The sequence below is a fragment of the Pandoraea oxalativorans genome, from assembly GCF_000972785.3.
Taxonomy (GTDB): domain Bacteria; phylum Pseudomonadota; class Gammaproteobacteria; order Burkholderiales; family Burkholderiaceae; genus Pandoraea; species Pandoraea oxalativorans.
Genome location: NZ_CP011253.3, coordinates 85,050 through 110,007 on the forward strand (window position 1 = coordinate 85,050; position 24,958 = coordinate 110,007).

The window sequence follows — 24,958 nt, forward strand, 5'->3', positions numbered from 1 at the left end:
ACACTGCCATGTTGTTCCTGCGTTTCGCCATCGCGACCGATTACTACGTCATCGAAGCGGGCCACGTCGCCGAGGTGCTGCCGTGGCTGGCGCTCAAGCGTTTGCCCGCCGCACCGGCATGGGTGGCGGGCGCGTTCAGCTATCGTGGCGAGTCGGTGCCGGTGATCGATCTGACGCGGCTCGCGACGGGACGTGATGCACCCGCGCGCCGCTCCACGCGGCTGGTGCTCGTGCACTATCCCGCGCCCGGCCCGAACGCCCGGCGTCTGGGGGTGCTCGTCGAGCGCGCGACGGATACGTTGCGTGCCGATCCGGCGGCGTTTCAGACGAGCGGTGTCGACCTGCCCGAAGGCCGCTATCTCGGCCCGGTACTCGATACCGACGACGGACTCGTGCAGTGGGTGCGCGTCGATCAGTTGCTCACGCCCGAAGCGCGCGCCATGCTGTTCGACGCCGCAAAGGATGCACTGGCCGACGAGGCAGACGGCGCAAGTGATACAGGCGCGCCAAACGCCACGGAGGCGGCGTCATGAGCCACGTGCGAGACATCGAACGCTTGCTGTACGACACGATGGGGCTGGACGCCGAGACGCTCGGCGCGAACGCCATCGAACGTGCGATACGCGTGCGTCTCGCCGCCCTTTCCACCGCGTCGCCCGACATGCAGGACGCGCCGCCGTACTCGCGTTACTGGCAGCGCTTGCAGCAATCGCCGCAGGAATTGCAGGCGCTGATCGAGGCGGTGGTGGTGCCCGAGACATGGTTCTTCCGGCATCGCGATGCCTTCACCGCGCTGGCGCAGATGGTCCAGGAGGCGCGCGAATCTCGTCGGGGCACCGCGCGCGAAGGACAGGCGCTGCGACTGCTGAGCTTGCCGTGTTCCACCGGCGAGGAACCGTATTCGATGGCGATGACGATGTTCGACGCGGGCCTCGGTCCGAACGACTTCACCATCGACGCGCTAGACATCAGCGAACGCGCGCTTGCCGTTGCCCGAGAGGGACTCTACGGACGCAATTCGTTTCGCGGCCCGCCGGGCACGATGCTGTTCCGGGATCGCTACTTCTCGCCTGAGGGCGAGAACTATCGTGTGATCGGTGCGCTGCGTACGCAGGTGCGCTGGCACGCGGGCAATCTGTTCGATCCGTCGCTCGTCGACCGGCTGGGCACATTCGATTACGTGTTCTTCCGTAACGTGCTGATCTACTTCGACCGCGACGGGCAGCGTCGTGCCATCGTCGCGCTCGAACAACTCATGCGCATGGGCGCGACGCTCTTCGCCGGGCCGGCAGAGGGGGGAACACTGACCAGCAACGGGCTGGCACCGACGGGGCACATGCAGGCGTTTTCGTTCCGCGTGGCGGGGCCGGTGCGCGATGTGAAGACGTCGGCAGGTCCGTCGCGTCCGACGGGCACGCTCGACGCCTTCCGTCCCGCACCGCCAGCCAGTGCCCTCGATGCCGTGGCGCAGCATCGCGTTGCGTTGCCACACGTGTCGCACATTTCGCCCTCGTCTGCGCAAGCGCAGACCCCCCTGGCGCCTTTGACGGTGGGCGGGCCATCGCGCACATTTGCGCCGGTGACACCGCTCAAGCCGCCGCCCGATTCCGCGCGCGCCGATGTTTTTCAGCAAGTCGATGCCACCGCCAGAACGGCCATTGCTGTGCAACTGACGCAGGCGCAAACTGCCGCCGACGCCGGCGATTTCGCGGGCGCCGTGGCGTTGTGCCGTGCGGTGCTGGCTGTCGACCGGGCCAGTGCGCAAGCCGAGTATCTGCTGGGGCTGGTCGAAGATGCGCAGGGCGACGCACAGGGCGCACTCGTCCATTACCGCCGCGCGCTCTATCTGGAGCCGGGACATTACGAAGCGCTGGTGCATTGCGCTGCGCTGCTCGACGCGCGCGGTGATGCTGTTGGCGCACGACGTTTGCTGGAGCGCGCCGAGCGCACCGAACGTGCGGACACGGCTTCGCGCACGACCACCGAATCGCATGATCAGACGCATCGCCACGGGAACCGACATCGATGACCTACCGCGAATCCGCGCCTGAGACCGGTCCCGTGTCCGGCGAGCGCAAACCTTCTTCGCCAGCGGCTGCGAACGGCACGCAGCCCTCGCAAGCGAACGGCAACACGCTGCATCGGCAAGCGGCGGAATTGCTCGACCGTCTGCCCGTGGTGCCGGTCGATCCGGCACCGTGGCGCGCCATCCCCGGCGAACAGGAGAGCGAGCGCGGTGCGTCGCTGTTGCTTTTCCGGCTGGCGGACGAATGGCTCGCCCTGCCCGCCTCCACCATCGAAGAAGTCGCCCCCATGCGCGGCTGGCATTCCGTGCCGGGCCATCGGCAACGGGCGTTGCTGGGGCTCGTCAACCTGCGCGGTGCGCTCGTGCCGTGTCTGTCGCTCGGCGAACTGCTCGGCGTGCAGCCTGTCCCGCAAACACAGACGCCGCCGACGAACAGTCTGCGCGCAAGCACGGCGCGACTGCTGGCGTTGCGTCATGGGCATCATCTGAGCGCGTTTCCGGTGACGGAAGTGCACGGCACGGTGACCCCCGCACGCGCCTCCATGGGCGCCGTGCCTGCGACGGCGCTCGGTGCGTCGGACGGCTTTGCCGTCGCTGTGCTGCCGTGGCGCGACCACATCGTCGGTGTGCTGGACCCGCTGCGCGTTGGCGCGGCGTTCGACCGGAGCCTCGCATGAGCGACGATCTGCAGAACGCCACGCTGCTCGATCTGTTCCGCATGGAGACGGAGACGCAGGCGCAGGTTCTCGGCGACGGCTTGCTGGCGCTCGAACGTGCGCCTACCGACGCGGCGCGACTCGAAGCGTGCATGCGCGCCGCGCATTCGCTCAAGGGGGCTGCGCGCATCGTTGGCGTCGAGGCGGGTGTCTCGCTCGCGCATGTGCTTGAGGACGCATTCGTGGCGGCTCAGCACGGTGCGCTCGTACTCAACGTATCGATCATCGATCGTCTGTTGCAGGGTGTCGATCTGCTCATGCGTCTCGCAAACCCACCCGGGCGCGACCCGAACTGGGCGCAAGGCGCAGGCAAGGCCGAGATCGACGGGTTCGTCTCATCGTTCGCCAGCGAGCTTTCGGCGTTGACGGGCGACGCATCGGATGCGCCGGATGCGCCGGGTGCGCCGGGGGCGTCCGGGGAACTCACGGTATTCGATTACGCCAGCTACGGCATGGAGACGACGGGGAGCGACGCTGCGAACGCCGAAGCATCTATCTCGCCTATCTCGCACATCTCGCAACAAATGCCTGCGTCCGACGACGGTCTCGTGCGGAACAGTCCCGCACTGCCGCGCGTCGTGGGGCACGTGGGGCCGACGACGCCTCCCGACACACGTGACACGCGCGAGAACGACACCCCTACCACCGAGCCGGGCGTACACGCTGACATCGGCGATGGCGCTTCGCGTAGCTTGCGCGTTTCCGCCGACAACCTCGACCGCCTGCTGCGGCTGTCCAGCGAGGCGCTGGTGGCATCGCGCTGGTCGCAACCGTTCGCGCAGTCGTTGCAACGCCTGAAACGGCATCAGCACGATGCGGGCGACGCGCTCGATCGCGTGAGTTCGGCGCTCGCCCAGGTGGCGGACCGTTCCGACGAAGACCGTCAGTTGTTGCTCTCGGCACTCGCAGACCTGCGGCGCGCGCTCGGCGTCGGCGGTCAGTTGCTGGCCGAACAGATTCACGAACTGGACGACTTCGACCGGCGCTCGACGCAACTGTCGCAACGCCTGTACGACGAGGCGCTGGCGTGCCGCATGCGACCCATCGACGACCGCCTGGGTGGATTCGCCCGCATGGTGCGCGATCTGGGCCGCTCGCTCGGCAAACCGGCGAGGCTGGAGATTCGTGGCGCGGATACGCAGGTCGACCGCGACATTCTCGATCAGCTCGAAGCGCCGCTGGGGCATTTGCTGCGCAATGCCGTCGACCACGGGCTGGAGCCTGCGGAAGTGCGTGCGGCGGCGGGCAAACCTGCCGAAGGCGTCATTACGCTCAGCGCTCGCCATAGCGCAGGCTTGCTGCTCGTGAGCGTGTCCGACGACGGCGCAGGCATCGACATCGAGCGCGTGCGCGAGGCGGTGGTCAGGCGCGGGCTCGTCGCGTTGGATACCGCGCGCCATCTCGACGACAACGAGCTGCTGGAATTCCTGATGTTGCCTGGCTTCACGTTGCGCGACACGGTCACGGACGTTTCCGGGCGCGGCGTCGGCCTCGACGCGGTACGCGCAATGGTCGCGATGGTGCGGGGCACCATACGCATCGAACACGCGCCCGGGCGCGGCACGAAGTTCATCCTGCAACTGCCGCTCACGCTGTCGGTGGTGCGCAGTCTGCTCGTCGAGATCGCGGGCGAGCCGTACGCGTTGCCGCTCGCCAGCCTGTCGCGCACGCTCGCGCTGCCGCAGGAAGACATCGACATGCTCGAAGGGCGTCCGCATTTCACGCTGGACGGCAAACAGATCGGACTCGTGAGTGCGCAGCAGGTGTTGTGCGGCACCGAACCGGCCGGTACCTCCGGCGATCAGCCGGTCGTGGTGTTCGGCGACGGCGAGGCACGCTACGGGCTGGCGGTCGACAAACTCCTCGGCGAGCGTATGCTCGTCGTGCAACCGCTCGATGCGCGGCTCGGCAAGTTGCCCAACATCGCCGCCGGGGCGCTGACGGAGGACGGCTCGCCGCTGCTCATCATCGATACGGCCGATCTGGTGCGCTCGATCGCGAAGGCCGTGGAAATGGGGTCGCTGGAGCGTTTGCCGATGCGTGCCGCCCAGACCGGCGGACGCGGTCGCAAACGGTTGCTGGTGGTGGACGACTCGCTCACCGTGCGCGAGCTTGAGCGCAAGCTGCTCGCCGCGCGCGGCTACGACGTGAGTGTCGCCGTCGACGGCATGGACGGCTGGAACGCAGTGCGCAGCGAAACGTTCGACATGGTGATCACCGACGTCGACATGCCGCGCATGGACGGCATCGAGCTGGTGACCCTGATCAAACGCGACCCGCGCACGGCGGAATTGCCCGTCATGATCGTTTCATACAAGGATCGCGAGGAAGACCGGCAGCGCGGACTCGATGCGGGTGCCGATTATTACCTCGCGAAAGGCAGCTTCCATGACGACGCGCTGCTGCGCGCCGTCGTGGATCTCATCGGGGAGTCGGGGTCATGAAAATCGGCATCGTGAACGATTCGGTCATCGCGGTGGAGGCGTTGCGCCGCACACTTGCGCAGCGTCCGGGCCTGGAAGTGGCGTGGGTCGCGCACGACGGCGCACAGGCGGTGCGGATGTGCGCGCCTGTGCCCCCCGACCTCGTGCTGATGGATCTCGTCATGCCGGTCATGGACGGCGTGGCGGCGACGCGCGAAATCATGCGTCGCACACCATGCCCGATTCTGATCGTGACGTCGGATGTCGGCCATCACGCGAGCCTCGTGTTCGACGCGATGGGGGCCGGTGCGGTCGATGCCGTCGATACGCCCGTGTTGGGGGCGGCGGAACTGGCGCGTCCGGCCTCGTCGTTGCTCGCGAAGATCGAGGCTGTGGCGGCGCAGCAGGCCGACGCCCGCATACCGCAGACGGTTGTGACGCCGCGCGTCGTACCCGAGACGGACGCGTTGGTGGCCATCGGTGCGTCGGCAGGCGGTCCGGCCGCACTGGCGACCTTGCTCGGACGCCTGCCTGAGAACTTCGCGGCGGGTGTGATCGTCGTACAGCATGTGGACGACGCCTTCGCACCCGGGATGGCGGCGTGGCTCGACCAGCAGACGCCGCTTTGCGTGCGGCTGGTGGAGGCGGGCGAGCGTCCAGCGGCGGGCGCGGTCCTGCTCGCGGGGGGAAACCGTCACCTGCGAGTGGACGCCGGTGGTCGCTGCGTGTTTACCGACGAGCCCAGGGATGCGGTGTATCGTCCGTCTATCGACGTCTTCCTGCGCAGCGTCGCCGAGAACTGGCGCTCGCGTGCGGTTGGCGTGCTTCTGACGGGCATGGGCCGCGACGGCGCCGCAGGGCTGGGTGCCATGCGCACGCAGGGCTTCACGACCATTGCGCAGGATCGCGCGACGAGCGCGGTGTACGGCATGCCGAAGGCGGCAGCCGAAGCCGGTGCCGCGTCGCAAATCCTGCCGCTGAACATCATCGCGCCACAATTGGTGACGCTGTTCGGCACCGTATGACTGTGGGACAAAAACAGAGGGACGAATAACGATGACGACAACCCCGCGCCAACCCAAACCGGCCACGCCGCCCATCGGCACCGCGAGCAGTCTGAGCGAATCGTCGGCGATGGTGTTGCTCGTCGACGATCAGGCGATGGTAGGCGAAGCGATTCGCCGCGCGCTGACCGGCGAAGCGAACATCGATTTTCACTATTGCGCGAATCCGGACGATGCGCTGCGTGTTGCCGAACAGACGCGCCCGACCGTGATCCTCCAGGATCTCGTGATGCCGGGCACCGACGGGTTGTCGCTGGTGCGTCAGTACCGCGCAAGTCCGCTCACGCGCGACATCCCGATCATCGTACTCTCGACCAAGGAAGAGCCGACGATCAAGCGCGAGGCGTTCGCGGCGGGGGCGAACGACTATCTGGTCAAGCTGCCCGACACCATCGAGCTGGTCGCCCGCATTCGCTACCATTCGCGTTCGTACATGAACCTGCTTCAGCGCGACGAAGCGTACCGGGCGCTGCGCGAGAGCCAGCAACAACTGCTGGAGACGAATCTGGAGTTGCAGCGGCTGACGCATTCCGACGGCCTCACCGGGCTGGCAAACCGTCGTTACTTCGACGAGTACTTCGGTGCGGAATGGCGTCGTGCCTTGCGCGAGCAACGCGAGATGGCGTTGCTGATGATCGACGTCGACAACTTCAAGATCTACAACGATACCTACGGCCACATTGCGGGCGACGACGTGTTGCGCCGCGTGGCACGCACCATGGCGGAAGCGGCGGCACGTCCGGCCGATCTTGCGGCGCGTTTCGGCGGCGAGGAGTTCGTGATGGTGCTGCCGAATACGTCGGCCACCGGCGCGGCGGCAATTGCCGAGAAGGTGCGCGCGCAGATCGAAGCGATGGCAATTCCGCACGTGGGGTCGGCCAACGGCCGACACGTGACGATCAGTCTCGGCGGCGCGGCGCTGGTGCCGCGCACGCACATGGCGTCGACCTCGTTGATCGAGTCGGCGGATCTGGCGCTCTATCGCGCCAAACAACAGGGCAAGAATCGCGTGGAGATGCAGCCGGGCGCTTCCTGAGCCTGAGGAGGGTGCATGACCTTCGAGCTGTTCTATTGGCCGGGCCTGCAAGGGCGCGGCGAGTTTGTCCGCCTCGCCTTCGAGGCCAGCGGTACGCCGTATGTCGAGATCGTTCAGGAGGACGGCCCGGGTCAGGGCATGGACGGTCTGCTGCACACGATGGACGATCCGGCCTGCATGGATCCGCCCTTCGCGCCGCCTTTCCTGCGCATCCGACACCCGTCCGGCGACGAACTGATAGGACAGACGGCGAACATCCTCGCGTATCTCGGACCGTTGCTGGGTCTCGTGGGCGAGTCGCCCCGGGCGCGCCGCTGGGTCAATCAGTTGCAACTGACGCTGGCCGACCTCGTCGCGGAGGTACACGACGGTCATCATCCCATTGCCAGTCGTCTCTATTACAGCAATCAGAAGACGGAGGCGCGTAAGCGGACTGCGGACCTGATCGAGTACCGTCTGCCCAAATTCTTCGGGTATTTCGAACGCGTGCTGGCGAACAATCCGAACGCAGGGGGATGGCTCAGCGAAGCCGCGATGTCGTACGCCGACCTGTCGCTGTTTCAGGTGATCGAGGGCTTGTATTACGCGTTTCCCCGCGCGATGTCGGGATTTGCGAGGGCGTTCCCGCGCTGTCAGTCGGTGCGCGACGCCGTTGCTCGCGAGCCGCTGGTTGCCGCCTATCTGAAGTCGTCGCGACGCATCGCGTTCAACACCACGGGCATCTTCCGGCACTACAAGGAACTGGATCGCAATTCACCCTTCTGATGCCCTTTTTGCCGCCTGCATGACGCCATGCTTACTCCGGCAGCGAGGTATCCCCGGCGTTGAGCGGGCGCTGCATCAGTACGGTGTCGACCCAACGGCCGAATTTGAAGCCGACGGACTTGAGCGTGCCCGCGTGCTCGAAACCGCAAGCGGCGTGCAGTCCGAGCGACGCCCGATTGCCGCTGTCGCCGACGTTCGCAATCAGTTGCCGCCACGGGCCGCCCTCGCACCGCGCGATGAGCGTGAGCAGCAGCGTACGTCCGACCCCTTGTCCGATGGCGTCGGCGGCGATGTACACCGAGTCTTCCAGCGTGAAGCGATAGGCCGAACGGGGACGGTAATGCGTGGCGTACGCATAGCCGAGCACCTTGCCCTCATGTTCCGCCACGAGATACGGCAGACCTGCGTCGAGAACCTTCGCGCAGCGCGCACGCATCTCCGCCTCGTCGGGCGGCACTTCTTCGAACGACGCCGAGCCGGTCATCACGTGATGGGCATAGATGGCCGTGATGGCGGGCAGATCGCCGTCTCGCACCGGACGCACGTTGCAAGCGCAGCGCGCGAGTTCGGTGCCCACGCATCGGGATGCGGTCGATGCGGTCGATGCGGACGATACGGTCGAGACGGGATCCGTCGACGACGAGCATGACGACGGCGGGCGGCAGGAGTGAGCGGGACGGGACGACATACCAAAGAACCAGTAGCGTGGGAATTCAGGACGAGCCGGTCTTCCGGTTCGCGACTGTTGGCAGTGTGCGCCGCGACGTTCTATAAGAAAAGCTTGTGCAGATTATGCGTTGCATAAGTCATGCTTTGAGATGTGGCTCATGTCGCTTTCGACGTCTTCTCGCTCGCTGGGTCACCTGGCGGATCATCCGCTTGCGGCGGCACGCCACCGGCCCGCTGGACGGCGTCGCCGCCCGCAGCGCCTGCCCCATCCGATGCGCCCGGTTCGGCATTCATCGCGTCGAGCCGGGCACGCACGAAGCCGATGTGTTCGCGAAGTACGTAAAACTGATCGGCATAAGCGAGCGGAATTTTCAGCCGGTTGACGGCGGCCTCGACGGCGTCGAGCCGGTGCCGCAGTTGCTGGTATTCCGTGTGAGCGTCGTCGGCCAGCGCCTCGCGCTCCAGCGCGATGAGCGCACCGTACCAGCGATACAGCCGCGACTTCACACGCCAGCTATACAGCGACGGCACCAGCCGGAACGCCGGAATCAGCACCACGATGATCGGCACGAGCAGCACGACGATCCGGTCCGCGAGGCTCGCAATCCAGAAAGGCAGGTGCCGGTACAGGAATCCCTTGCCCGACTTGTAGTAACGCGCGGCGTCGTCGGAAATCGGGAACTCGTGCACCTGTGCGGACGGAAATTCGCCTGCGCGCTGCAACAGGTTGGCTTTGCCGTGGACCTCGCGCGCCGCCTCGATAAGCAGATCGGAGAGCGCCGGATGCAGACTTTCACGTGCGACGAGTTCGACCGTCGGGCTGATGACGTGCACCGGCTGCGCGGGTAGATTGCGGCCGAGATCGAAGACCCCGCGCGGCAGCGTCAACTGATTCAGATAGGTGAAGCGGCGCGTGTAGGCGTCGGCTTGCGCAAAGTCCATCAGCCGCACGCCGGGCGTGCGAATCAGCTTGCCCATCGTCGGGCCGGTGGCGGTGTCGCCGGTGAGCATCGCGGCATCGACACGTCCGTCGATCAGCGCTTGCGCAGCTTCTTGCCCGTCGTAAGCGGTGAGTTTGGTCGGGCCGCCTGGCTCGATGCCGTTCGCCTTGAGCAGGGTGAGCGACAACGCGCGCGCCCCGCTGCCTTCACGGCCAATGGCGATGCGCTTACCCGCGAAGTCGGAGAGCTTCGTTACGCGATCGCCGCGATAGAAGACGGAAATCGGCGCGTAGAACATGCTGCCGAGCGAGACCAGTCCCTCGGTATCGAGCCCCTGCGACACGCCGCCCTGCACGAGGCCGAGGTCGACATTCTGCTTGTCGTCGGCCAGGCGCTCGACGTTCTGACGAGAGCCTTCCGAGGTCAGCACGTTGAGCGTGATGCCATCGCGCGCGAGGATGGTTTTGTAACGTTGCGCGGCGCTCCAGAACGAACTGCCTTCCGGTCCGGCGCTCAGCGTGACGGTGCGTGGCGGGGCCGGTTGCACGAGCCAGACGGCGAGCCAGATGGCCGCAATCGCGATGAGCACCACGGGGCCGAAGGAGACGGCGAGATCTCGCCAGGAAATCGCGACAAAGCGCGCACGGAGTCGCCGGTGGGCAGGTTGGTTAGAGTCAGTCGTCATGAATTGATCGGGCGGGCTTAGCCAACGGGTCCAACATTCGGCCGATCATACGCCATCTACGGTGTCGTTCCCGATGCCGGACCCAAGCCGTCCGTCCGCATCCTCAATTCATCGATTCGCCAGACTCTGCGCGAGTTGTTTCCACAGATGGTCGGCTGCGGGTGAGAGGCGGCGTCCCACGCGGGTCATCATCTGGCTGGAGAAACCGGCGGCAATCGGGTGATCGATGGGCACCGCGACCAGTTCGCCGAGTTCGATGCCGCGCCGCGCGGTAATGGCCGACATGAAGGCGACACCCAGACCGGCAGCGGCAAGCGTCTGCGCCGTATTGAACAGATCGACGCGATACGCAGGCGTCACGTTCAGGCGCGCCGTGTCGAGCACCGAGTGCACGAAGTGCTGCACGCCATGGGCTTCGGTCATGAAAATGAGCCGCTCGTGCACCAGTTCCGAGGGCGGCACGCGCTCCATTTTCGCGAAGCGATGCGTGGGCGCGACCACAGCGCACAAGGCCTTGGCGGCAAACGGATGGATGCGCATGGCCGGGTCGTCGTCCGAACGGGCGCACAGGCCGATGTCGACCACGTCGTCGCGCACCAGCGAGAGCACCGCCGGTGTGGGGCCGGAGCGGATTTCGACAAGGATGTCCGGATAGCTCATCGAGAAGCGCTGCAACGCCTGCGCGATCAGGCGTCCGATAAACCCTTCGCCCACGCCGATGGCGACACGGCCGCGCTTGAGATGCCGGTACTCCTCCAATCGCGCCGACAGGTCACGCTGACGCCGCTGGCCGTCGCGGTAATAGTCGATGAGCACCTGACCGATTTCGGTGACGATCACGTTGCGTCCGCGCCGCTCGATGAGCGGAAAGCGCAACCGACGCTCCAGCGCCGCAATCTGTCGGCTGACGACGGACGGGTTCACGCCGAGCGACTCGGCGGCCATGCGGACGCCCCCGGTCGAGGCGATCTCGGCGAGATATTTGAGCGGACGCTCGCCAATGTCGTCCATCCACGATTCGTTGTTCATGTTTGTTTCACTGTTGCGTTCGCCCGCATGCACAGGTCCGGGCAGGGGCGCGGGCAATGATCGCCAAGGTGCGCACATGCCTTCCGGCATCAACGGCAACCTTCTGAATTCACAATGGTTTTGCTTGCCGATGCCGACATCCGGCCTACCTTGCCGCTTCAGGCATTGTTGCCTTGAAAGCAACATTTTGACTTGCCAAGGGTCATCGGTGGGAAATTTCGTCGGTGCAATACTCCGCGTTAATCAAAAACTAGAGAGGGGCCCCCGATGAGCGAGATTCGCTATTGCGAGGTGAGCGATCTGGCCGACGCGCGCGAGCAGTTGGCCGACATTCGTCACCACATCCACCAACATCCCGAGTTGTCCTTCGAGGAAGTCGACACGTCGCGTTACGTCGCTGAGAAGCTGGAAAGCTGGGGTTACGCGGTCACGCGTAACGTCGGCGGTCATGGCGTGGTGGCCTCGCTCACCGTGGGCACGAGCGGTCGCACGGTCGGTGTGCGCGCCGACATGGATGCACTGCCGATTCACGAGCAAACGGGTCTCGCGTACGCCAGCGTGCACGACGGCAAGATGCACGCCTGCGGCCACGACGGTCACACGACCGTGTTGCTCGGCGCAGCACAGCATCTCGCGAAGACGCGCAACTTCGACGGCACCGTCCATCTGATTTTCCAACCGGCGGAAGAAGCCGGTTCGAACAGCGGTGCCGAGCAGATGATTGCCGACGGCCTGTTCGAGCGCTTCCCGTGCGAAGCGATCTTCGGTCTGCATAACCACCCGGGCGTGGCCACGGGCACGTTCGGTTTTCGCGCCGGTCCGCTGATGGCTGCGTGCGATACCGTCAAGATCCGTATTCATGGCCGTGGCGGTCATGCGGCGCGCCCGCATCTGGCCATCGACCCTGTGGTGATCGGCAGCGCTCTCGTGATGGCGCTGCAAACCGTGGTGGCGCGCAGCATCGACCCGACCGAAGCTGCCGTCGTGACCGTGGGCACGTTTCATGCCGGTTTCGCGCCGAACGTCATTCCGGAAGACGCCACGATGGAACTGAGCGTGCGCTCGTTCTCGGCAAAGGTGCGCGCGACGCTCGAAGAGCGCATCTGCGCGCTGGTGAAGTCGCATACCGAAGGGTTCGGTGCGAGCGCCGACATCGAATACATCCGTGGCTATCCGGTCCTGGTGAACAGCGAAGCGGAAACGGAATTTGCCCGCAGCGTGGCCGAAGAGCTGGTCGGCGCGGAGCACATCATTTCGCCGTTCCCGCCGATTGCTGGCAGCGAGGACTTTGCTTACTACCTGCAAAAGGTGCCGGGTTGCTTCATTCGCCTGGGTAACGGTGAAGGCAAACCGATGCTGCACAACGCCAAGTACGACTTCAACGACGACAATCTGACCATCGGTGCCGCCTTCTGGACGCGTCTGGTCGAACGCTTTCTTGCCAAGGACCGCGCATGAGCATCGCCACGCAATCGCAATCGTTTCAGGGTGACGGCGCAGCGTCGTCGTCGGCAGTGCAGATGTCGCCCGCACAGCAACGCAAGATCGTTTTTGCCGCCGTCATCGGCAATCTGCTCGAGTTCTTCGACTTCACGGTCTACAGCTACTTTGCGCTGACGATCGGCAAGCAGTTCTTTCCGGCAGACGACCCCATTACGTCGTCGCTGCTCGCGTTTGCCGTGTTCGCGGTGGGTTTCGTGATGCGCCCGCTGGGTGGCATCGTGCTGGGTCGCTATGCCGACCGCGCAGGCCGCAAGCCCGCGCTCACGCTGACCATCCTGCTGATGGCGCTCGGTTCGGCGGCCATCGGTCTTGCGCCGACGTATGCGCAGATCGGCCTCGCGGCGCCGTTGCTGATCGTGAGCGCGCGTTTGCTGCAAGGCTTCGCGCAGGGCGGCGAGTTCGGTGCGGCGACGGCCACGCTGCTGGAAGTGGGCGGCGCGAAGAGCCGTGGTTTCCGTGCGAGCTGGCAGTTGGCGAGTCAGGGCGCAGCCGCCCTGCTCGGCTCGGGTCTGGCGGCGAGCCTCGGCTTCCTGCTCTCGGACGACACCATGCATAGCTGGGGCTGGCGCATTCCGTTCCTGCTCGGCACGCTGATCGCACCGGTCGGTATCTACCTGCGTCGTCACATTCAGGAAGAGCCGCCGAAGGCGAAGGCCGTCGCCGGTCGCGACGATCCCAAGCGTGGCCTGTATGTGCGTAACTGGTTCCTCACGATCTTCTCGATTGCGGGCATGTCCGTGTCGACGTACGTGATGATGTACTACATGCCGACGTACTGCATTCAGTACCTGGGTCTGCCGCCGAAGATGTCGATGCTCGCGGGCGTTGCCGCCAGCACGATCTCGCTGGTGATGTGCCCGATCTATGGCGCGTGGTCGGACAAGATGGGCAAGCGCAAGCCGCTGACGATGTTCGGTCGCGTGGCGCTGATCGTGCTGCTGTACCCGGCGTTCTGGGTGATGATCAATTACCCGTCGCTGCCGGTGGTGCTGGCCGCGCTGATCGTGCTGATGCTGTGCTACACGATGGGGTCGGCCCCGGCGTATGCGCTGATGCCGGAGAACTTCCCGAAGCATCTGCGTGCGGGCTACATGTCGAGTGCGTATGCGATTTCGGTGTCGGTGTTCGGCGGCACGGCACAGCTCGTCGCGGGCTGGCTGATTCGGGTGACGGGTAACAAGATGGCCCCGGCGTGGTACATGATCGTTTGTGTGATCGTGTCGCTCATCGCGGTGTCGATGTTCGAAGAGACCGGGAATAAGGTGCTCGACGAGTAAGCGTCCGGGATGCAAGCCGTTGCGCTATTCCTCGCTTTTCGATGAGGGATACAAGGAACGCCACGCATGAATGCGTGGCGTTTTTCGTTGTTGACGCCGTCCATCGCTCACATCTCGAACTTCACTTCCCGGTCCAGCGGATACACCGGACGGTTCACACGCGAGAACGGGAACAGGTCGTAGTTCGAGCTCGTCACGCCGTTGCTGTCGCACTCGACCAGACCGGCCGAGATGGGCACGAAGACCGGACGGCAATACATGCGCGACTTCAGCAACAGGAAGCGTTCGCTGCGCGGATCGAGCCCCACGCACGTGAATACCCCGTGATCCCACGATTCATGCGTGCGCTCCGTCACCACGATGCGGGCCGCACCGATGTCGAACAGCACCGTGCGCCCCATGTAGCAACGCTGGCCCGTGTACGTCGGCCCCGTCACGACATACTCGCCGTCGCTGATCTTGCGCACGATGCCAGTGAGTACCGGCGGCGTCTTGGTGATGCCTAATTGCGTCAGCGCGCGCTTGTTGCCCAGGGCCAGCGTGACCTGCGCGCCCTCGCCTGCGTCGATCAGCGTCGCCACTGCTTCGGGGTCGCACAGCGGGCCGACGCCGATGCCCGTCAGTCCGCCAGCCAGTGCGGCTTCGAGCACATCCATCGTGTCGCACGTGCCGCCGGACATGCAGTTGTCGCTGTGATCGAGCAGCAAGACGGGCTTGTCTGCGCCTTGGGCCAACTGCTTCGCCTCGGCAATAGATGCTTCAAGCGGTGCGCTGCGATAGACGAAGCCGTCGCGCTCATCCCACGCTTGTGCCGCGATGCGATTGGCGACGGCTTGCGCACGCGCGACGCCGCCCTCGTCATCGTCGGCCGTCACGACCACGCTGATGCACGGCGCCGGAATGTCAGCGAGCGAAAAGCCCGAAAACACCGACACCGCCGGGATACCCTCTTCGGCTTCGGCGCGGCGTGCAGCGTCCAACGCGCGCTTCATCGCGCCGCCATGACTCGTGCTGCGCAGCGAGTGCACCATCAGCGGCGGCTGTTGCCACACCACCTTCGGGCGACGCTTGCCTGCGAGCATCTCGAACAGCAGTCGCCCGGCGTGCTCGCCCGTCTCGTACATATCGACGTGCGGGTACGTCTTGAAGCCGACGACGATGTCGGCGTTCGCCACGATCTTCGGCGTGACGTTCGCGTGCAGATCGAGCGCCACGGCAATCGGTGTGTCGGGCGCGGCGGCGCGCACGCGCGCGAGCAGATCGCCTTCGCCATCGTCGCTGTTTTCCGCGACCATCGCGCCGTGCAGATCGAGCAGAATCGCGTCGACGCCGGTGGCCGCCGCTACGATGCGTCGGCACAGTTCGTCATACGCGCTCGCCGCCACCGGACCGCTGGGATTCGCACTCGCGGAGACGGGCGTCACCATCTGCGCGCCCGCTGCTTCTGCCAGATCGATGAACGCAGACATCGCGGTGCGCATGCCCTTGTTGTCGCGATAAGCGTCGGCATCGAACGTCGGCCCTGCATTACCGAAGGCTTCGAGCGGCGTCGGCACCGGCGAGAACGTGTTCGTTTCGTGATTCATCCGCGCGATCATGACTTTCATGCTGCACCTCCGGCGCGTTGCAGCATCGCTTGCAGCAGCACGTTGCAACCGGCTTCGAGGTGGGCCGGATCGGCGTCTTCGATCTCGTTGTGGCTGATGCCGTCCTTGCACGGCACGAAGATCATCGCCGTGGGGGCGATGCGGGCCAGATACACCGCGTCGTGCCCTGCGCCGCTGATGGCGTCCATCGACGAATAGCCGAGCGTCTGCGCGCCGGTGCGAATGGCGTCGACCAGTTCCGGTGCGAACGGCTGCGGCGGGAAGTACACTACCTGCTCGATGGCGACGTCGATGCCCTTCGTACTCAGCGCCGTACACTCGGCGCGCAGCTTCGCGTCGAGTGCGTCGAGCGTGGCGTCGTCCGCCGCACGCAGGTCCACGGAGAGCTTCACGCGACCCGGAATGACGTTGCGCGAGTTCGGATAGTTGTCGACCCAACCCACGGTGCCGCGCGCGTGTGGTGCGTGTTCGCAGGCAATGCGGTTCACCGCCTGAATCAACTGTGCCGCAGCCAGCAGCGCGTCGCGGCGCAGTTCCATCGGCGTCGGGCCCGCGTGGGCTTCCATGCCTGTGAGGGTGACGTCGTACCAGCGCTGGCCAAGCGCGCCCTGCACCACGCCGATGGTCTTCGCGTGCGCTTCGAGGACCGGGCCCTGTTCGATGTGAGCTTCGAAATACGCGCCGACGTCGCCCGTCTTCCCGACGGCGGACGCCTTGCCCGCATATCCGATGCTGCCGAGCGCCTCGGCGACACTCACACCGTCGCGATCCTTTTGCGTCAGCGCGTGTTCGAGCGTGAACGCCCCCGCATAGACCCCCGATCCCATCATCACCGGGACGAAGCGGGAACCTTCCTCATTCGTCCAGACGGCGACTTCGAGCGGCGCTTGCGTCACGATCTGGTTGTCGTTGAGCGTGCGCAGCACTTCGAGACCGGCCAGCACACCGTAATTGCCGTCGAACTTGCCGCCGGTCGGCTGCGTGTCGATATGGCTACCGGTCATGACGGGCGGCAAGGCTTCGTTGCGTCCGGCGCGGCGCGCGAAGATGTTGCCGATGGCGTCGATGCGCACCGTGCAGCCGATCTCCTTCGCCCACGCTACGAACAGATCGCGACCCTGACGGTCGAGGTCCGTGAGCGCCAGACGACAGACGCCGCCCTTCACTGTCGCGCCGATCTGCGCGAGTTTCATGAGACTGTCCCACAGACGCGCACCGTCAATGCGCACTGCGGCAGCCGGTTGATCGAGACGTTCCATGTCTTTCTGTCCTTGAGAGTTGCCTATCGACGCCAGCGAGGGCGCCCGTCGGGCGGGCTACGCCACGCCGACGCCGAGATAGCGGTCTTTGACGACTTCGTCGGCGAGAAACGCCGCGTTGTCCGCGCCGTACACGATCACGCCCTGCTCGACGATGTAATGCCGGTCGGCGAGCTGCGTGCAAACTTCCAGATTCTGTTCGACGAGCAGGATGGCCACGCCCGCCTGCTTGATGAGCTTCAACTGCGCCACGATTTCTTCGACGATCACCGGCGCCAGTCCTTCGACGGGTTCGTCGAGCATGAGCAGACGCGGGTGATTCATCAGTGCGCGCCCGATGGCGAGCATCTGCTGTTCGCCGCCCGAGAGTTGCGCGCCGCCATTCTTGCGACGCTCCTGCAAGCGCGGAAAGATGCGGTAGATGTCGGCGAGTTGCCACGGCGAATCGCGTCGCGCGCCAAGCTTCAGATTCTCTTCGACGGTGAGCAGCTTGAAGATGCCGCGATGCTCCGGCACGAAGCACACGCCACGCGCGGCGATGCGATGCGCGGGCTGCCCGGCGACCGGCTTGCCCATGAAGGTGATGCTGCCCGCCTTGGGCGTGACCACACCGGAGACGGTCTTGAGCGTCGTCGACTTGCCTGCGCCGTTACGACCCAGCAGCGTGACGAGTTCCCCGTCGCCGATCTGGAACGACACGCCTTGCAGGATGTGGCTTTTGCCGTAATAGCTGTGAACGCCAGCGACGTCGAGAATCATGCGCGGCCTCCCGTGATCATGTTGCCGAGATAGGCGGCGCGCACGCGGTCGTCGGCACGAATCGCATCCGGCTTGCCTTCGACGAGCACGCGCCCTTGCTGCATGACGGTGATCGTGTCGGAGATATCCATCACGATGTTCATGTTGTGCTCGATGAGTACGACGGTATGGTCGTCGCGCAAACCGCGAATGAGCTGCTTCATGTCGTCGAGGTCGTCGATGCCCATGCCGGATGTCGGCTCGTCCAGAAAGATGGCCTTGGGCCGCGCGGCGAGCGCCATACCGACTTCGAGGCGTCGTTGCTGCCCGTGCGAGAGCAGTCCCGCTGCGGTGTCGGCGTGACGTGTGAGCGCGAGTCGCGTGAGCACGTCGTCCACGACGCCCGCGCAGGCGCGCGCCCCGTCCGCCTTGCGCCAGGACGACAGCGCCTGACGCGGCGTCACGCCCAGTGCGGCCAGACGCAGGTTCTCGCGCACCGACAGGTTCTGGAACAGCGCCGTCACCTGAAACGAGCGGGCGATACCGCGTTGCACACGACGGTAATCGGCTTCGGTCGTGACGTCGTGACCGTCGAACATGATTCGCCCGCCCGAGACCGGCACGGTGCCCGTGAGCATGTGGAACAGCGTAGTCTTGCCTGCGCCGTTCGGACCGATCACGGAGTGCACCGTGCGCGGTGCGACGCGCAGATCGACGCCGTGCAACGCGGTGAACTTGCCGTAACGTTTGACGATGCCCGAGGCTTCGATGAGAGCGTCGCTCATGTCGGGTCTCCCTGCGTGCTTTGTGTATCCAGTTTGCCGTTCGTCGTATTCCGGCGGCCGGTGACGCGGTACCACAGCGATTCGCCCACGCCCCACAGGCCGCGATGCATGAACAGACTCACGGCGATGAGCAGCAGGCCGAGCAGCAGCAGCCAGCGCGGCCAGAGCGTCGACAACCAGTCGGCGGCCAGCACGTAGAACGCCGCACCCAGCACCGAGGCGAACAGATTGCCCGTGCCGCCGATCACCGTCATCACGAGAATCATCTCGCTCGTGTGGTATTCGATGTTGGACAGCGGCGCGATGCCGGTCATCAGCGCGTGCAGCGCACCGGCCAGCGCCGTGACGGCCCCGGAGATGGCGAACGCCACGAGCTTGAACGTCTTCACGTGGTACCCGATGGCCGCTGCGCGCGTTTCGTTATCGCGAATGGCCAGCAACGTTCGGCCGAACACCGAGTCCGCCACGCGCAGCAACCAGGCGAAGACAATCAGGAAGATGACCGCGACGAAGGTGTAGTACTGCCACGGCGTCTCCAGCGGAATCAGCGTCTTGCCGCCGAGGGCGAGCGACTTGCGCGGAATGTCGAGCAGCCCGTTGTCGCCGCCCGTCCAGTCCGTGGCGGTATAGGCGAAGAAGTAGAACATCTGCGCGCACGCAAGCGTGAGCATCACGAAGTAGGTGCCCTTCTGCCGGATGGCGAAGCTGCCGACGAGCGCCGCGATCGCCGCACCCAGCACGATGGCGGCGACGATGGCCACCGGCATCGGCAACGACCAGCGCGTGAGCATGATGCCCAGCGTGTAGCTGCCGAGCCCGAAGAAGATGCCCTGACCGAAGGACAGCAGTCCGGTGTAGCCCAGCAGCAGGTTGCAGCCGAGGACCGCGAGCGCGTAGATCAGCACTTCGGTGGCCAGGGTGCCCGACGAGAGCGCGACCGGCAGGATCAGCGTGACGGCGGCGGCGAGCCACCAAAAACGGTAACGTACGAGCATCATCCCCTCCCGAGCAGGCCGTGCGGGCGCATGAGCAGCACCGCTGCCATCGCCACGTAGATCATGAGACGCGCGCCTTCCGGCCAGATCGTGCTCATCAGACTCTGCACAATGCCGATCACGAGACCGCCCACCAGCGCCCCGGCGAAGCTGCCCATACCGCCGATGACGACCACCACGAACGCAATGCCCAGCGCTTCGATGCCCATGAACGGCTCCACGCCACGCACCGGTGCAGCCAGCACACCCGCGAGCGCCGCTGTGCCTGCGCCGAGGGCAAAGGCCAGGCTGAACACCCGGAACACATTGATGCCGAGCAACGACACCATCTCCGACGACTCGCTGCCCGCGCGCACTGCGCTGCCCAGGCGCGTGCCTTCGAGCAGCCACCAGAGTACGGCGGCGAACACGGCGGTGAAGCCGATGAGAAAGAGGCGGTACTTCGGATAGATGAAGCTGCCCCACATCACCACGCCGTCGAGCACTTCGGGCACGGCGACGTTGTCGCCCAGCGGCCCCCAAACGATGATGACGGCTTCCTGCACGACGAGCGCGAGGCCGACCGTCACGAGGATGTGGAATTCGTGCGCTTTCTCGTAGATATGCGAGAGCAGCACCTTCTCGGCAATCCACGCAAGCGCCCCTACGACGATGGGACATACGATGAGAGCGAGCCAGAACGACATGCCCCATTGCAATGCCTGATAGCAGAAGTACGCGCCGAGGAGATAAAAGGCACCGTGCGCAAAGTTCACGAAGCGCAGCAGGCCGAAGATGATCGATAGGCCGACGGCGAGCAGGAAGTACAACATCCCGATCCCGACGCCGTTGATGACTTGGAGCAAGTAGACGTTCATGCGCGTCCCGAAGAGCTTTGGAGCAGACGTGGAACACCTTGTGCATACAACCGCTCATTTAAGTCGATTTTCGAGCGAGTGCACCACAGACGACACATGCGGGGACGACATGCGTCCCCGCGAGCGACAGACTTCAGACAGCGTGCGGCAAACGTGCGACGGCGTCAGGCCATCTTGCACTCGGTCTTGTCGAGCGGCAGGAACGACTTCCCTGCACTCACGATGTCGGCGTAGTCGTCGGCGTTTTTCATCTTCGCCTTCGCCTTGCCCTTGAGCAGGTAGTAGTTCTTGAGCACCTGATGGTCGCCCTTGCGAATCTCTTCCGGTCCGGTGAGGCCGTCGTACTTCAGACCTTCCATCGCCGCGATGACCGCCTTCGGATCGGCGCTCCCCGCCTTGACCATGCCGTCGAGCATGAGCTTGGTGCAGATGTACGAGCCCGCAAGGCTGTAGTTCGGGTTCTGCTTGAAGCGGTCCTGCGTGCGCTTGACCAGATCGAGGTTCAGCGGCGAGGCCACGGCGTGCCAGTACTGCGCGCCGAAGTACACACCGTCGCACAGATCCGCGCCGAGCGTCTCGAACTGCTCCAGCCCCGAGGCCCACGCCATCAGGATCGTGCAGTTCTTCTTCATGCCGAAACTCACGGCCTGACGCAGCGTGTCGGACGACTGCGAACCGAAGTTCAGGATCAGCAGCACGTCGGGCTTCGCGGCAGCCGCGTTCGTCAGATAGCCCGAAAATTCCTTTTCGGTGAGCGAGTGATAGCTGTTGCCCACGTGCTCGATGCCCTTCTCCTTGAAGATGTTCTTCGCGGCGGTGAGCAAGCCTTCGCCGAACACGTACTGCGGCGTGATCGTGTACCAGCGCTTGGCCTTCGGCATCGATTCGATGAGCGGACGCACCGTCTGCTCAATCGCGCCGAAGGTCGGCACGGACCAGCGGAACGTGGCGTTGTTGCAGTCCTTGCCGGTGATTTCGTCGGCCCCGGCCGTGGTGATGAAGATGCCACCGGCCTTCTCGGCTTCCTTGCCCATGGCGAGGGCTTCCGAAGAGAGAATACCGCCCGCGAAGAAGCGGGCGCCCTTCTGCTGCGCGATTTCCTGCACGCGGCGAATCGCCGTTGCGGGTTTACCTTCGGTATCGAGCGTGGTGTAAGCGAGCGGACGGCCGAGCACTTTGCCGTACTGCTCGACGATGAGTTTCATGCCCAGATCGGCGAACTTGCCGTTGGCAGCGAACGGCCCCGACATGGGCACCGGACAGGCCAGCTGAATGGCCCCGGTGCTTTGCGCGAACACGTCGCGAGCGGTGAATAGAGAGCCGGGCAGAGACGCCGCGGCGGCGAGCTTCAACAGTTCACGACGATTCAATTGGGTCTCCATTCGGGGAGCAATCGTTCATGGGGTCAAACGCCTTTTTCCCTATCCGTCATATTTATTATGATAAATAGGATGGATTTGATCGTAGGTATAATGATTTTCCGTGTCAATCGGAAAAAATTCCGATGCGGGTCAACCCGGAAAGCAAGACACGACATGCGCTCACCGCTGCGGCGACGCATGTTTCGAGTGCGAACAGACTCCTGAGGCGCTGCATGGCATTGGATGCACAAACGGTGCGAGAGCCGTTGGAAATCAAACAGCAAAAGCGGGGCGATCTGGTCGCCGAAGCCATCAAGCGTCTGATCACGGAAGGCAATCTGTTGCCCGGCGATCGTCTGCCGCGCGAAGTCGAATTGCAGCAAATGTTCGGCGTGTCGAAGAGCACGATTCGCGAAGCCCTCAAGTCGCTCGAAGTGCAGGGGCTCATCAAAGTGAGCACCGGGCCGTCGGGCGGTGGCATGGTCGTGGAAGTGCCGCTGGAGCGCACCTTCCAGCTCATGCAGAACTATCTCTTCTTTAAGGAAGTGAGCATTGACGACATCTACACGGTGCGTCAGTTGCTCGAACCCGAACTCGCCGCCGGTGCGGTACCGCATCTGACGGAAGCCGATTTCGCGGCGCTCGAGAACAACATGTCGTGTTGCAGTCCGGCGTCGCACGACCGTCACGAGTTGCTGCGTCAGCGTCAGGCCGATGTCGATTTTCACGACATTCTCGCGGCCGCCAATCCCAATAGTTTTCTGCGCTTTACGTGCGAACTCGTCAACGAGATGATTCGGCAGCTGATCGTATTCGGCAACGAAACGCCGCGTCGCGAACACGAGAAGTTCGGCACCGCCAACGTCAACATCCATCGCGAGATCACGGACGCGGCGCGCGCTGGCGACGTCGAGCGTGTACGTGAACTGATGCACTTCCACATGCAGGAGGCGCGCACGTATATCAAGCGGATGAACGGGAAGCTGCGCGGCCGTCTGATTCTCGATTCGGATATCGCGGACATGCAGCAGCGGGTGCGTTCGCAACTTGGTGCGAATGCGGCGCCAGTGTCGCGCCGCAAGCCCGCGGCGAAGACGGGGAAGATCGCCGCGACGGACGCCGCACCGTCACCGAAGCGCGCGACGCGCAAGGCGACAGGCGTGGGTGAGGCGCAGAAGGTGGCGGCGAAGAAGGTAGTGGCAAGGCCAGCGGTGACGAAGAAGGTAACGGCGAAATCCGCCGCGAAGGCTGCGACGTCGCCTAAAGCGCGCACTGCGCGACGCACCTCGTCAAACTGAAACGGTCGGCGGCGCGGCGCGAAGACTCACGTCAGCACCGCCGCCGGTTGTTGCTGCGTGCAGCAATGAATGCCGCCGCCACGCCGTGCGACCGCGCGTAACGGCAACTGCACGACGCGTCGCTCGGGAAATGCTTGCTGCACGATATCGCGGGCATGCGCATCGGCCTTCGCGTCGCCGAAGGACGCCATCGCCACACCGCCGTTCGGCAGGTAAAAATTCACATACTCCGGCGCGAAGTCGGCATCGGTGGCGAGATCGACGGGCAGCGCATCGAAGTCCGGCGCGCGCAGCAGGCCGATATCGAAGTGTCTGCCTCGTGCGTCGCGCGCGAGCAGCAGTGCTTTCAGATTTTCACGCATTTCCCGCGCCCATTCGTCGCTGCCCTCGGCACCCGTCGCCAGCAGCACGCCGGGACGCACGAAGCTCGCGATACCGTCGACATGCCCATCGGTGATCGTATCGAGCGCCGAACCCGGCAGCCAGACGACTTTCGTCACCCCGAGCCAATGACGAAACACCGCGTCGGCTTCGCCGCGCGTCAGACCCGGGTTGCGGTTCTCGTTGAGGATCGACGTCTCCGTCACGATCAGCGTACCGTCACCGTCGACCAGCAGCGATCCGCCTTCGGCCACGATGGGCGCGAGCGATGGGGTCATCGATGTTCTCTCGGCAAGCGCATGCGCCACACGCTGCGCGACCTTCGCGTCGGCCTCGATGCATTGCATCCACGGCTTCCCCCAGCCGTTGAAGTTCCAGCACAGCGCGTGCGGGGTGAGGGCATCGTCGAGCAGGAAGGTGGGGCCGGTGTCGCGCATCCAGTGATCGTCGACCGGGATGGGGTAAAGCGTGACGTTATCGGGCAGGGCGCGGCGCGCTTCGTCCAGATGCGCCGGATCGACGGCGACACGTAGCGGCTCGAACAGGGCGATAGCGTGGGCGATGCGGGACAGTTCGTTCAGGAGCGGCTGGCGCTGCGTAGTTGCGACGACCGAGCTACCCGGCCACGCCATCCAGCAAGCGGCGTGCGGATGCCATTCCGGCGGCATGCGCCAGTGGCCGATGGCGTTCGTGCTTGCTGCGAGAGGCTTTCCGAAAGATGCCGTCATGATTCGCGTCGCCGTGAGGAGAAGTGCCGCCAGTGTAGGCGGCGCACGCGCGCTGCGATTGCCCTCAGAGGGCCGAAGGTTCTGCCAGATGGACGGTGAGGCGCTTGAGTGCACGCACCCGGCGCAGTGCGACACGCAGATCGCCGGTCGAAATTAGGCCGATGCCTCCCTCGTCGTCGCCGAGCGAGCGACCGTCGCGCTCGTAGACGACCAGCGCGCCGACACCGATCGACGTGTTGTACAGCTCATGCCACGAGAACATGACGGTGTAGCCGTCCGCGCCCTGTGCGAGGACATAGGCCCGGGTAAAGTCGCGCGCCTGTGGCAAATGCCACTGCGCGACGTCCAGCAGCGCCGTGAGCCGCACGCCCTTGTACTCGCTCGCGCTGCGCACCTTGCGACCGGACAGACAGACGACGTCGAGCGGCCCGGTCAACTGCGTGGGCAGACGCATGAGCGCGCATAGATCGAAGGAGTGACGGCGTTTGACGCTGCCCGAGACGACGACTTCGCGCGACGTGTGCAATGCCGTCGCGGGCGGTGATGCAGAGATCGGGGAGAGGCTGGTCGGTGCAGGACCGACGCGCGTGAGCGGTGCGCCGGTACTGGCGAGGTGTGCGTCCGGCGCAGCGCCTACGTTCGCGCGCAAGGGGTCGATGGACATGTTGGATTCGGTGTGTCGGCCTGGGGGAGCCGGTCGCCTCAATATAGCGGCCGACCCCGGCGCAGACATACGAAGTCGCTGATAGCGGCTATTCGCGGCGCACGAGCATGAAGAAAGCGCGAAGAAAGGCGGGGCCGAGCAGGCCCCGTAT

General features: G+C 64.9%; 21 protein-coding genes and 1 pseudogene. 10 read left to right on the forward strand and 12 right to left on the reverse strand.

From position 1 onward, the window contains the following. Positions 1-8: 8 nt before the first annotated feature. The 7 genes from MB84_RS00360 to MB84_RS00390 are packed head-to-tail and all read left to right on the forward strand — an operon-like array spanning position 9 to position 8,030. Positions 9-533, forward strand: a complete 525-nt coding sequence (locus MB84_RS00360; protein WP_046290315.1) for a chemotaxis protein CheW — start codon at positions 9-11, stop codon at positions 531-533. Next, positions 530-2,029 carry a CheR family methyltransferase gene (locus MB84_RS00365; RefSeq protein ID WP_046290316.1) on the forward strand — a complete coding sequence of 500 codons (1,500 nt, stop codon included), beginning with the start codon at positions 530-532 and terminating at the stop codon, positions 2,027-2,029. Before MB84_RS00360 ends, MB84_RS00365 begins: the two co-directional genes overlap by 4 nt. Beyond that, a complete protein-coding gene (locus tag MB84_RS00370; RefSeq protein WP_052652809.1) occupies positions 2,026-2,703 on the forward strand; it encodes a chemotaxis protein CheW in 678 nt (225 codons plus the stop codon). Before MB84_RS00365 ends, MB84_RS00370 begins: the two co-directional genes overlap by 4 nt. Further along, positions 2,700-5,186, forward strand: a complete 2,487-nt coding sequence (locus tag MB84_RS00375; protein WP_046290317.1) for a hybrid sensor histidine kinase/response regulator — start codon at positions 2,700-2,702, stop codon at positions 5,184-5,186. The genes MB84_RS00370 and MB84_RS00375 overlap by 4 nt, the downstream gene beginning before the upstream one ends. After that, the gene (cheB, locus tag MB84_RS00380) at positions 5,183-6,190 is read left to right on the forward strand and encodes a chemotaxis response regulator protein-glutamate methylesterase (protein WP_046290318.1); all 1,008 of its coding nucleotides are present in this window, start codon (positions 5,183-5,185) and stop codon (positions 6,188-6,190) included. Before MB84_RS00375 ends, cheB begins: the two co-directional genes overlap by 4 nt. A 31-nt stretch (positions 6,191-6,221) precedes the next feature. After that, positions 6,222-7,265 carry a diguanylate cyclase gene (locus MB84_RS00385; protein ID WP_084009536.1) on the forward strand — a complete coding sequence of 348 codons (1,044 nt, stop codon included), beginning with the start codon at positions 6,222-6,224 and terminating at the stop codon, positions 7,263-7,265. 15 nt (positions 7,266-7,280) lie between these two features. Further along, positions 7,281-8,030 (forward strand): glutathione S-transferase, encoded by a 750-nt coding sequence (locus MB84_RS00390; RefSeq protein ID WP_046290319.1) that lies wholly within the window; start codon positions 7,281-7,283, stop codon positions 8,028-8,030. Positions 8,031-8,061: 31 nt separating this feature from the next. On the opposite strand, the gene MB84_RS00395 is transcribed toward MB84_RS00390, so the two are convergent. From MB84_RS00395 to MB84_RS00410, 3 genes are all read right to left on the reverse strand, one after another. Continuing rightward, a complete protein-coding gene (locus MB84_RS00395; protein WP_046290320.1) occupies positions 8,062-8,607 on the reverse strand; it encodes a GNAT family N-acetyltransferase in 546 nt (181 codons plus the stop codon). Between the two features lie 248 nt (positions 8,608-8,855). Beyond that, complete coding sequence (locus MB84_RS00405; RefSeq protein ID WP_046290322.1) at positions 8,856-10,325, reverse strand: TAXI family TRAP transporter solute-binding subunit; 1,470 nt, start codon at positions 10,323-10,325, stop codon at positions 8,856-8,858. 108 nt (positions 10,326-10,433) lie between these two features. Then, positions 10,434-11,354: a LysR family transcriptional regulator gene (locus MB84_RS00410; RefSeq protein ID WP_046290323.1), complete on the reverse strand. Its 921-nt coding sequence runs from the start codon at positions 11,352-11,354 to the stop codon at positions 10,434-10,436. Positions 11,355-11,621: 267 nt separating this feature from the next. Between MB84_RS00410 and MB84_RS00415 the strand changes: the two genes are divergently transcribed. Together MB84_RS00415 and MB84_RS00420 are read left to right on the forward strand one after the other, a co-directional pair. Further along, entirely contained in the window at positions 11,622-12,812 is a 1,191-nt protein-coding gene (locus MB84_RS00415; RefSeq protein ID WP_046290324.1) for a M20 aminoacylase family protein, read from the forward strand. Next, positions 12,809-14,134 (forward strand): MFS transporter, encoded by a 1,326-nt coding sequence (locus tag MB84_RS00420; protein WP_046290325.1) that lies wholly within the window; start codon positions 12,809-12,811, stop codon positions 14,132-14,134. The genes MB84_RS00415 and MB84_RS00420 overlap by 4 nt, the downstream gene beginning before the upstream one ends. Before the next feature lie 107 nt (positions 14,135-14,241). Here the strand turns inward: MB84_RS00420 and MB84_RS00425 are convergent, their stop codons facing one another. From MB84_RS00425 to MB84_RS00455, 7 genes are all read right to left on the reverse strand, one after another. Beyond that, positions 14,242-15,741, reverse strand: a complete 1,500-nt coding sequence (locus MB84_RS00425) for a M81 family metallopeptidase (protein ID WP_046290326.1) — start codon at positions 15,739-15,741, stop codon at positions 14,242-14,244. Next, complete coding sequence (locus tag MB84_RS00430) at positions 15,738-17,000, reverse strand: Zn-dependent hydrolase (protein ID WP_046290327.1); 1,263 nt, start codon at positions 16,998-17,000, stop codon at positions 15,738-15,740. The genes MB84_RS00425 and MB84_RS00430 overlap by 4 nt, the downstream gene beginning before the upstream one ends. Positions 17,001-17,057: 57 nt before the next feature. Further along, entirely contained in the window at positions 17,058-17,759 is a 702-nt protein-coding gene (locus MB84_RS00435) for an ABC transporter ATP-binding protein (RefSeq protein ID WP_046290328.1), read from the reverse strand. Beyond that, positions 17,756-18,523, reverse strand: a complete 768-nt coding sequence (locus MB84_RS00440; protein ID WP_046290329.1) for an ABC transporter ATP-binding protein — start codon at positions 18,521-18,523, stop codon at positions 17,756-17,758. The genes MB84_RS00435 and MB84_RS00440 overlap by 4 nt, the downstream gene beginning before the upstream one ends. Continuing rightward, positions 18,520-19,518 carry a branched-chain amino acid ABC transporter permease gene (locus MB84_RS00445; RefSeq protein WP_084009976.1) on the reverse strand — a complete coding sequence of 333 codons (999 nt, stop codon included), beginning with the start codon at positions 19,516-19,518 and terminating at the stop codon, positions 18,520-18,522. The genes MB84_RS00440 and MB84_RS00445 overlap by 4 nt, the downstream gene beginning before the upstream one ends. Continuing rightward, on the reverse strand, positions 19,518-20,375 hold the full coding sequence (locus MB84_RS00450; RefSeq protein ID WP_046290331.1) for a branched-chain amino acid ABC transporter permease: 858 nt from the start codon (positions 20,373-20,375) through the stop codon (positions 19,518-19,520). The genes MB84_RS00445 and MB84_RS00450 overlap by 1 nt, the downstream gene beginning before the upstream one ends. A gap of 164 nt (positions 20,376-20,539) precedes the next feature. Continuing rightward, on the reverse strand, positions 20,540-21,745 hold the full coding sequence (locus MB84_RS00455; RefSeq protein WP_046293250.1) for an ABC transporter substrate-binding protein: 1,206 nt from the start codon (positions 21,743-21,745) through the stop codon (positions 20,540-20,542). A 224-nt stretch (positions 21,746-21,969) separates the two neighbouring features. Here MB84_RS00455 and MB84_RS00460 point away from each other — a divergent pair. Further along, a pseudogene (locus tag MB84_RS00460) lies at positions 21,970-22,806 on the forward strand (FadR/GntR family transcriptional regulator); the annotation flags it as partial. 254 nt (positions 22,807-23,060) lie between these two features. Here MB84_RS00460 and MB84_RS00465 read toward each other — a convergent pair. Beyond that, positions 23,061-24,143, reverse strand: coding sequence for an agmatine deiminase family protein (locus tag MB84_RS00465; RefSeq protein ID WP_052652810.1), 1,083 nt, complete (start codon positions 24,141-24,143; stop codon positions 23,061-23,063). A gap of 64 nt (positions 24,144-24,207) precedes the next feature. Then, positions 24,208-24,807, reverse strand: coding sequence for a molybdopterin-dependent oxidoreductase (locus MB84_RS00470; RefSeq protein ID WP_052652812.1), 600 nt, complete (start codon positions 24,805-24,807; stop codon positions 24,208-24,210). Positions 24,808-24,958 lie beyond the last annotated feature (151 nt).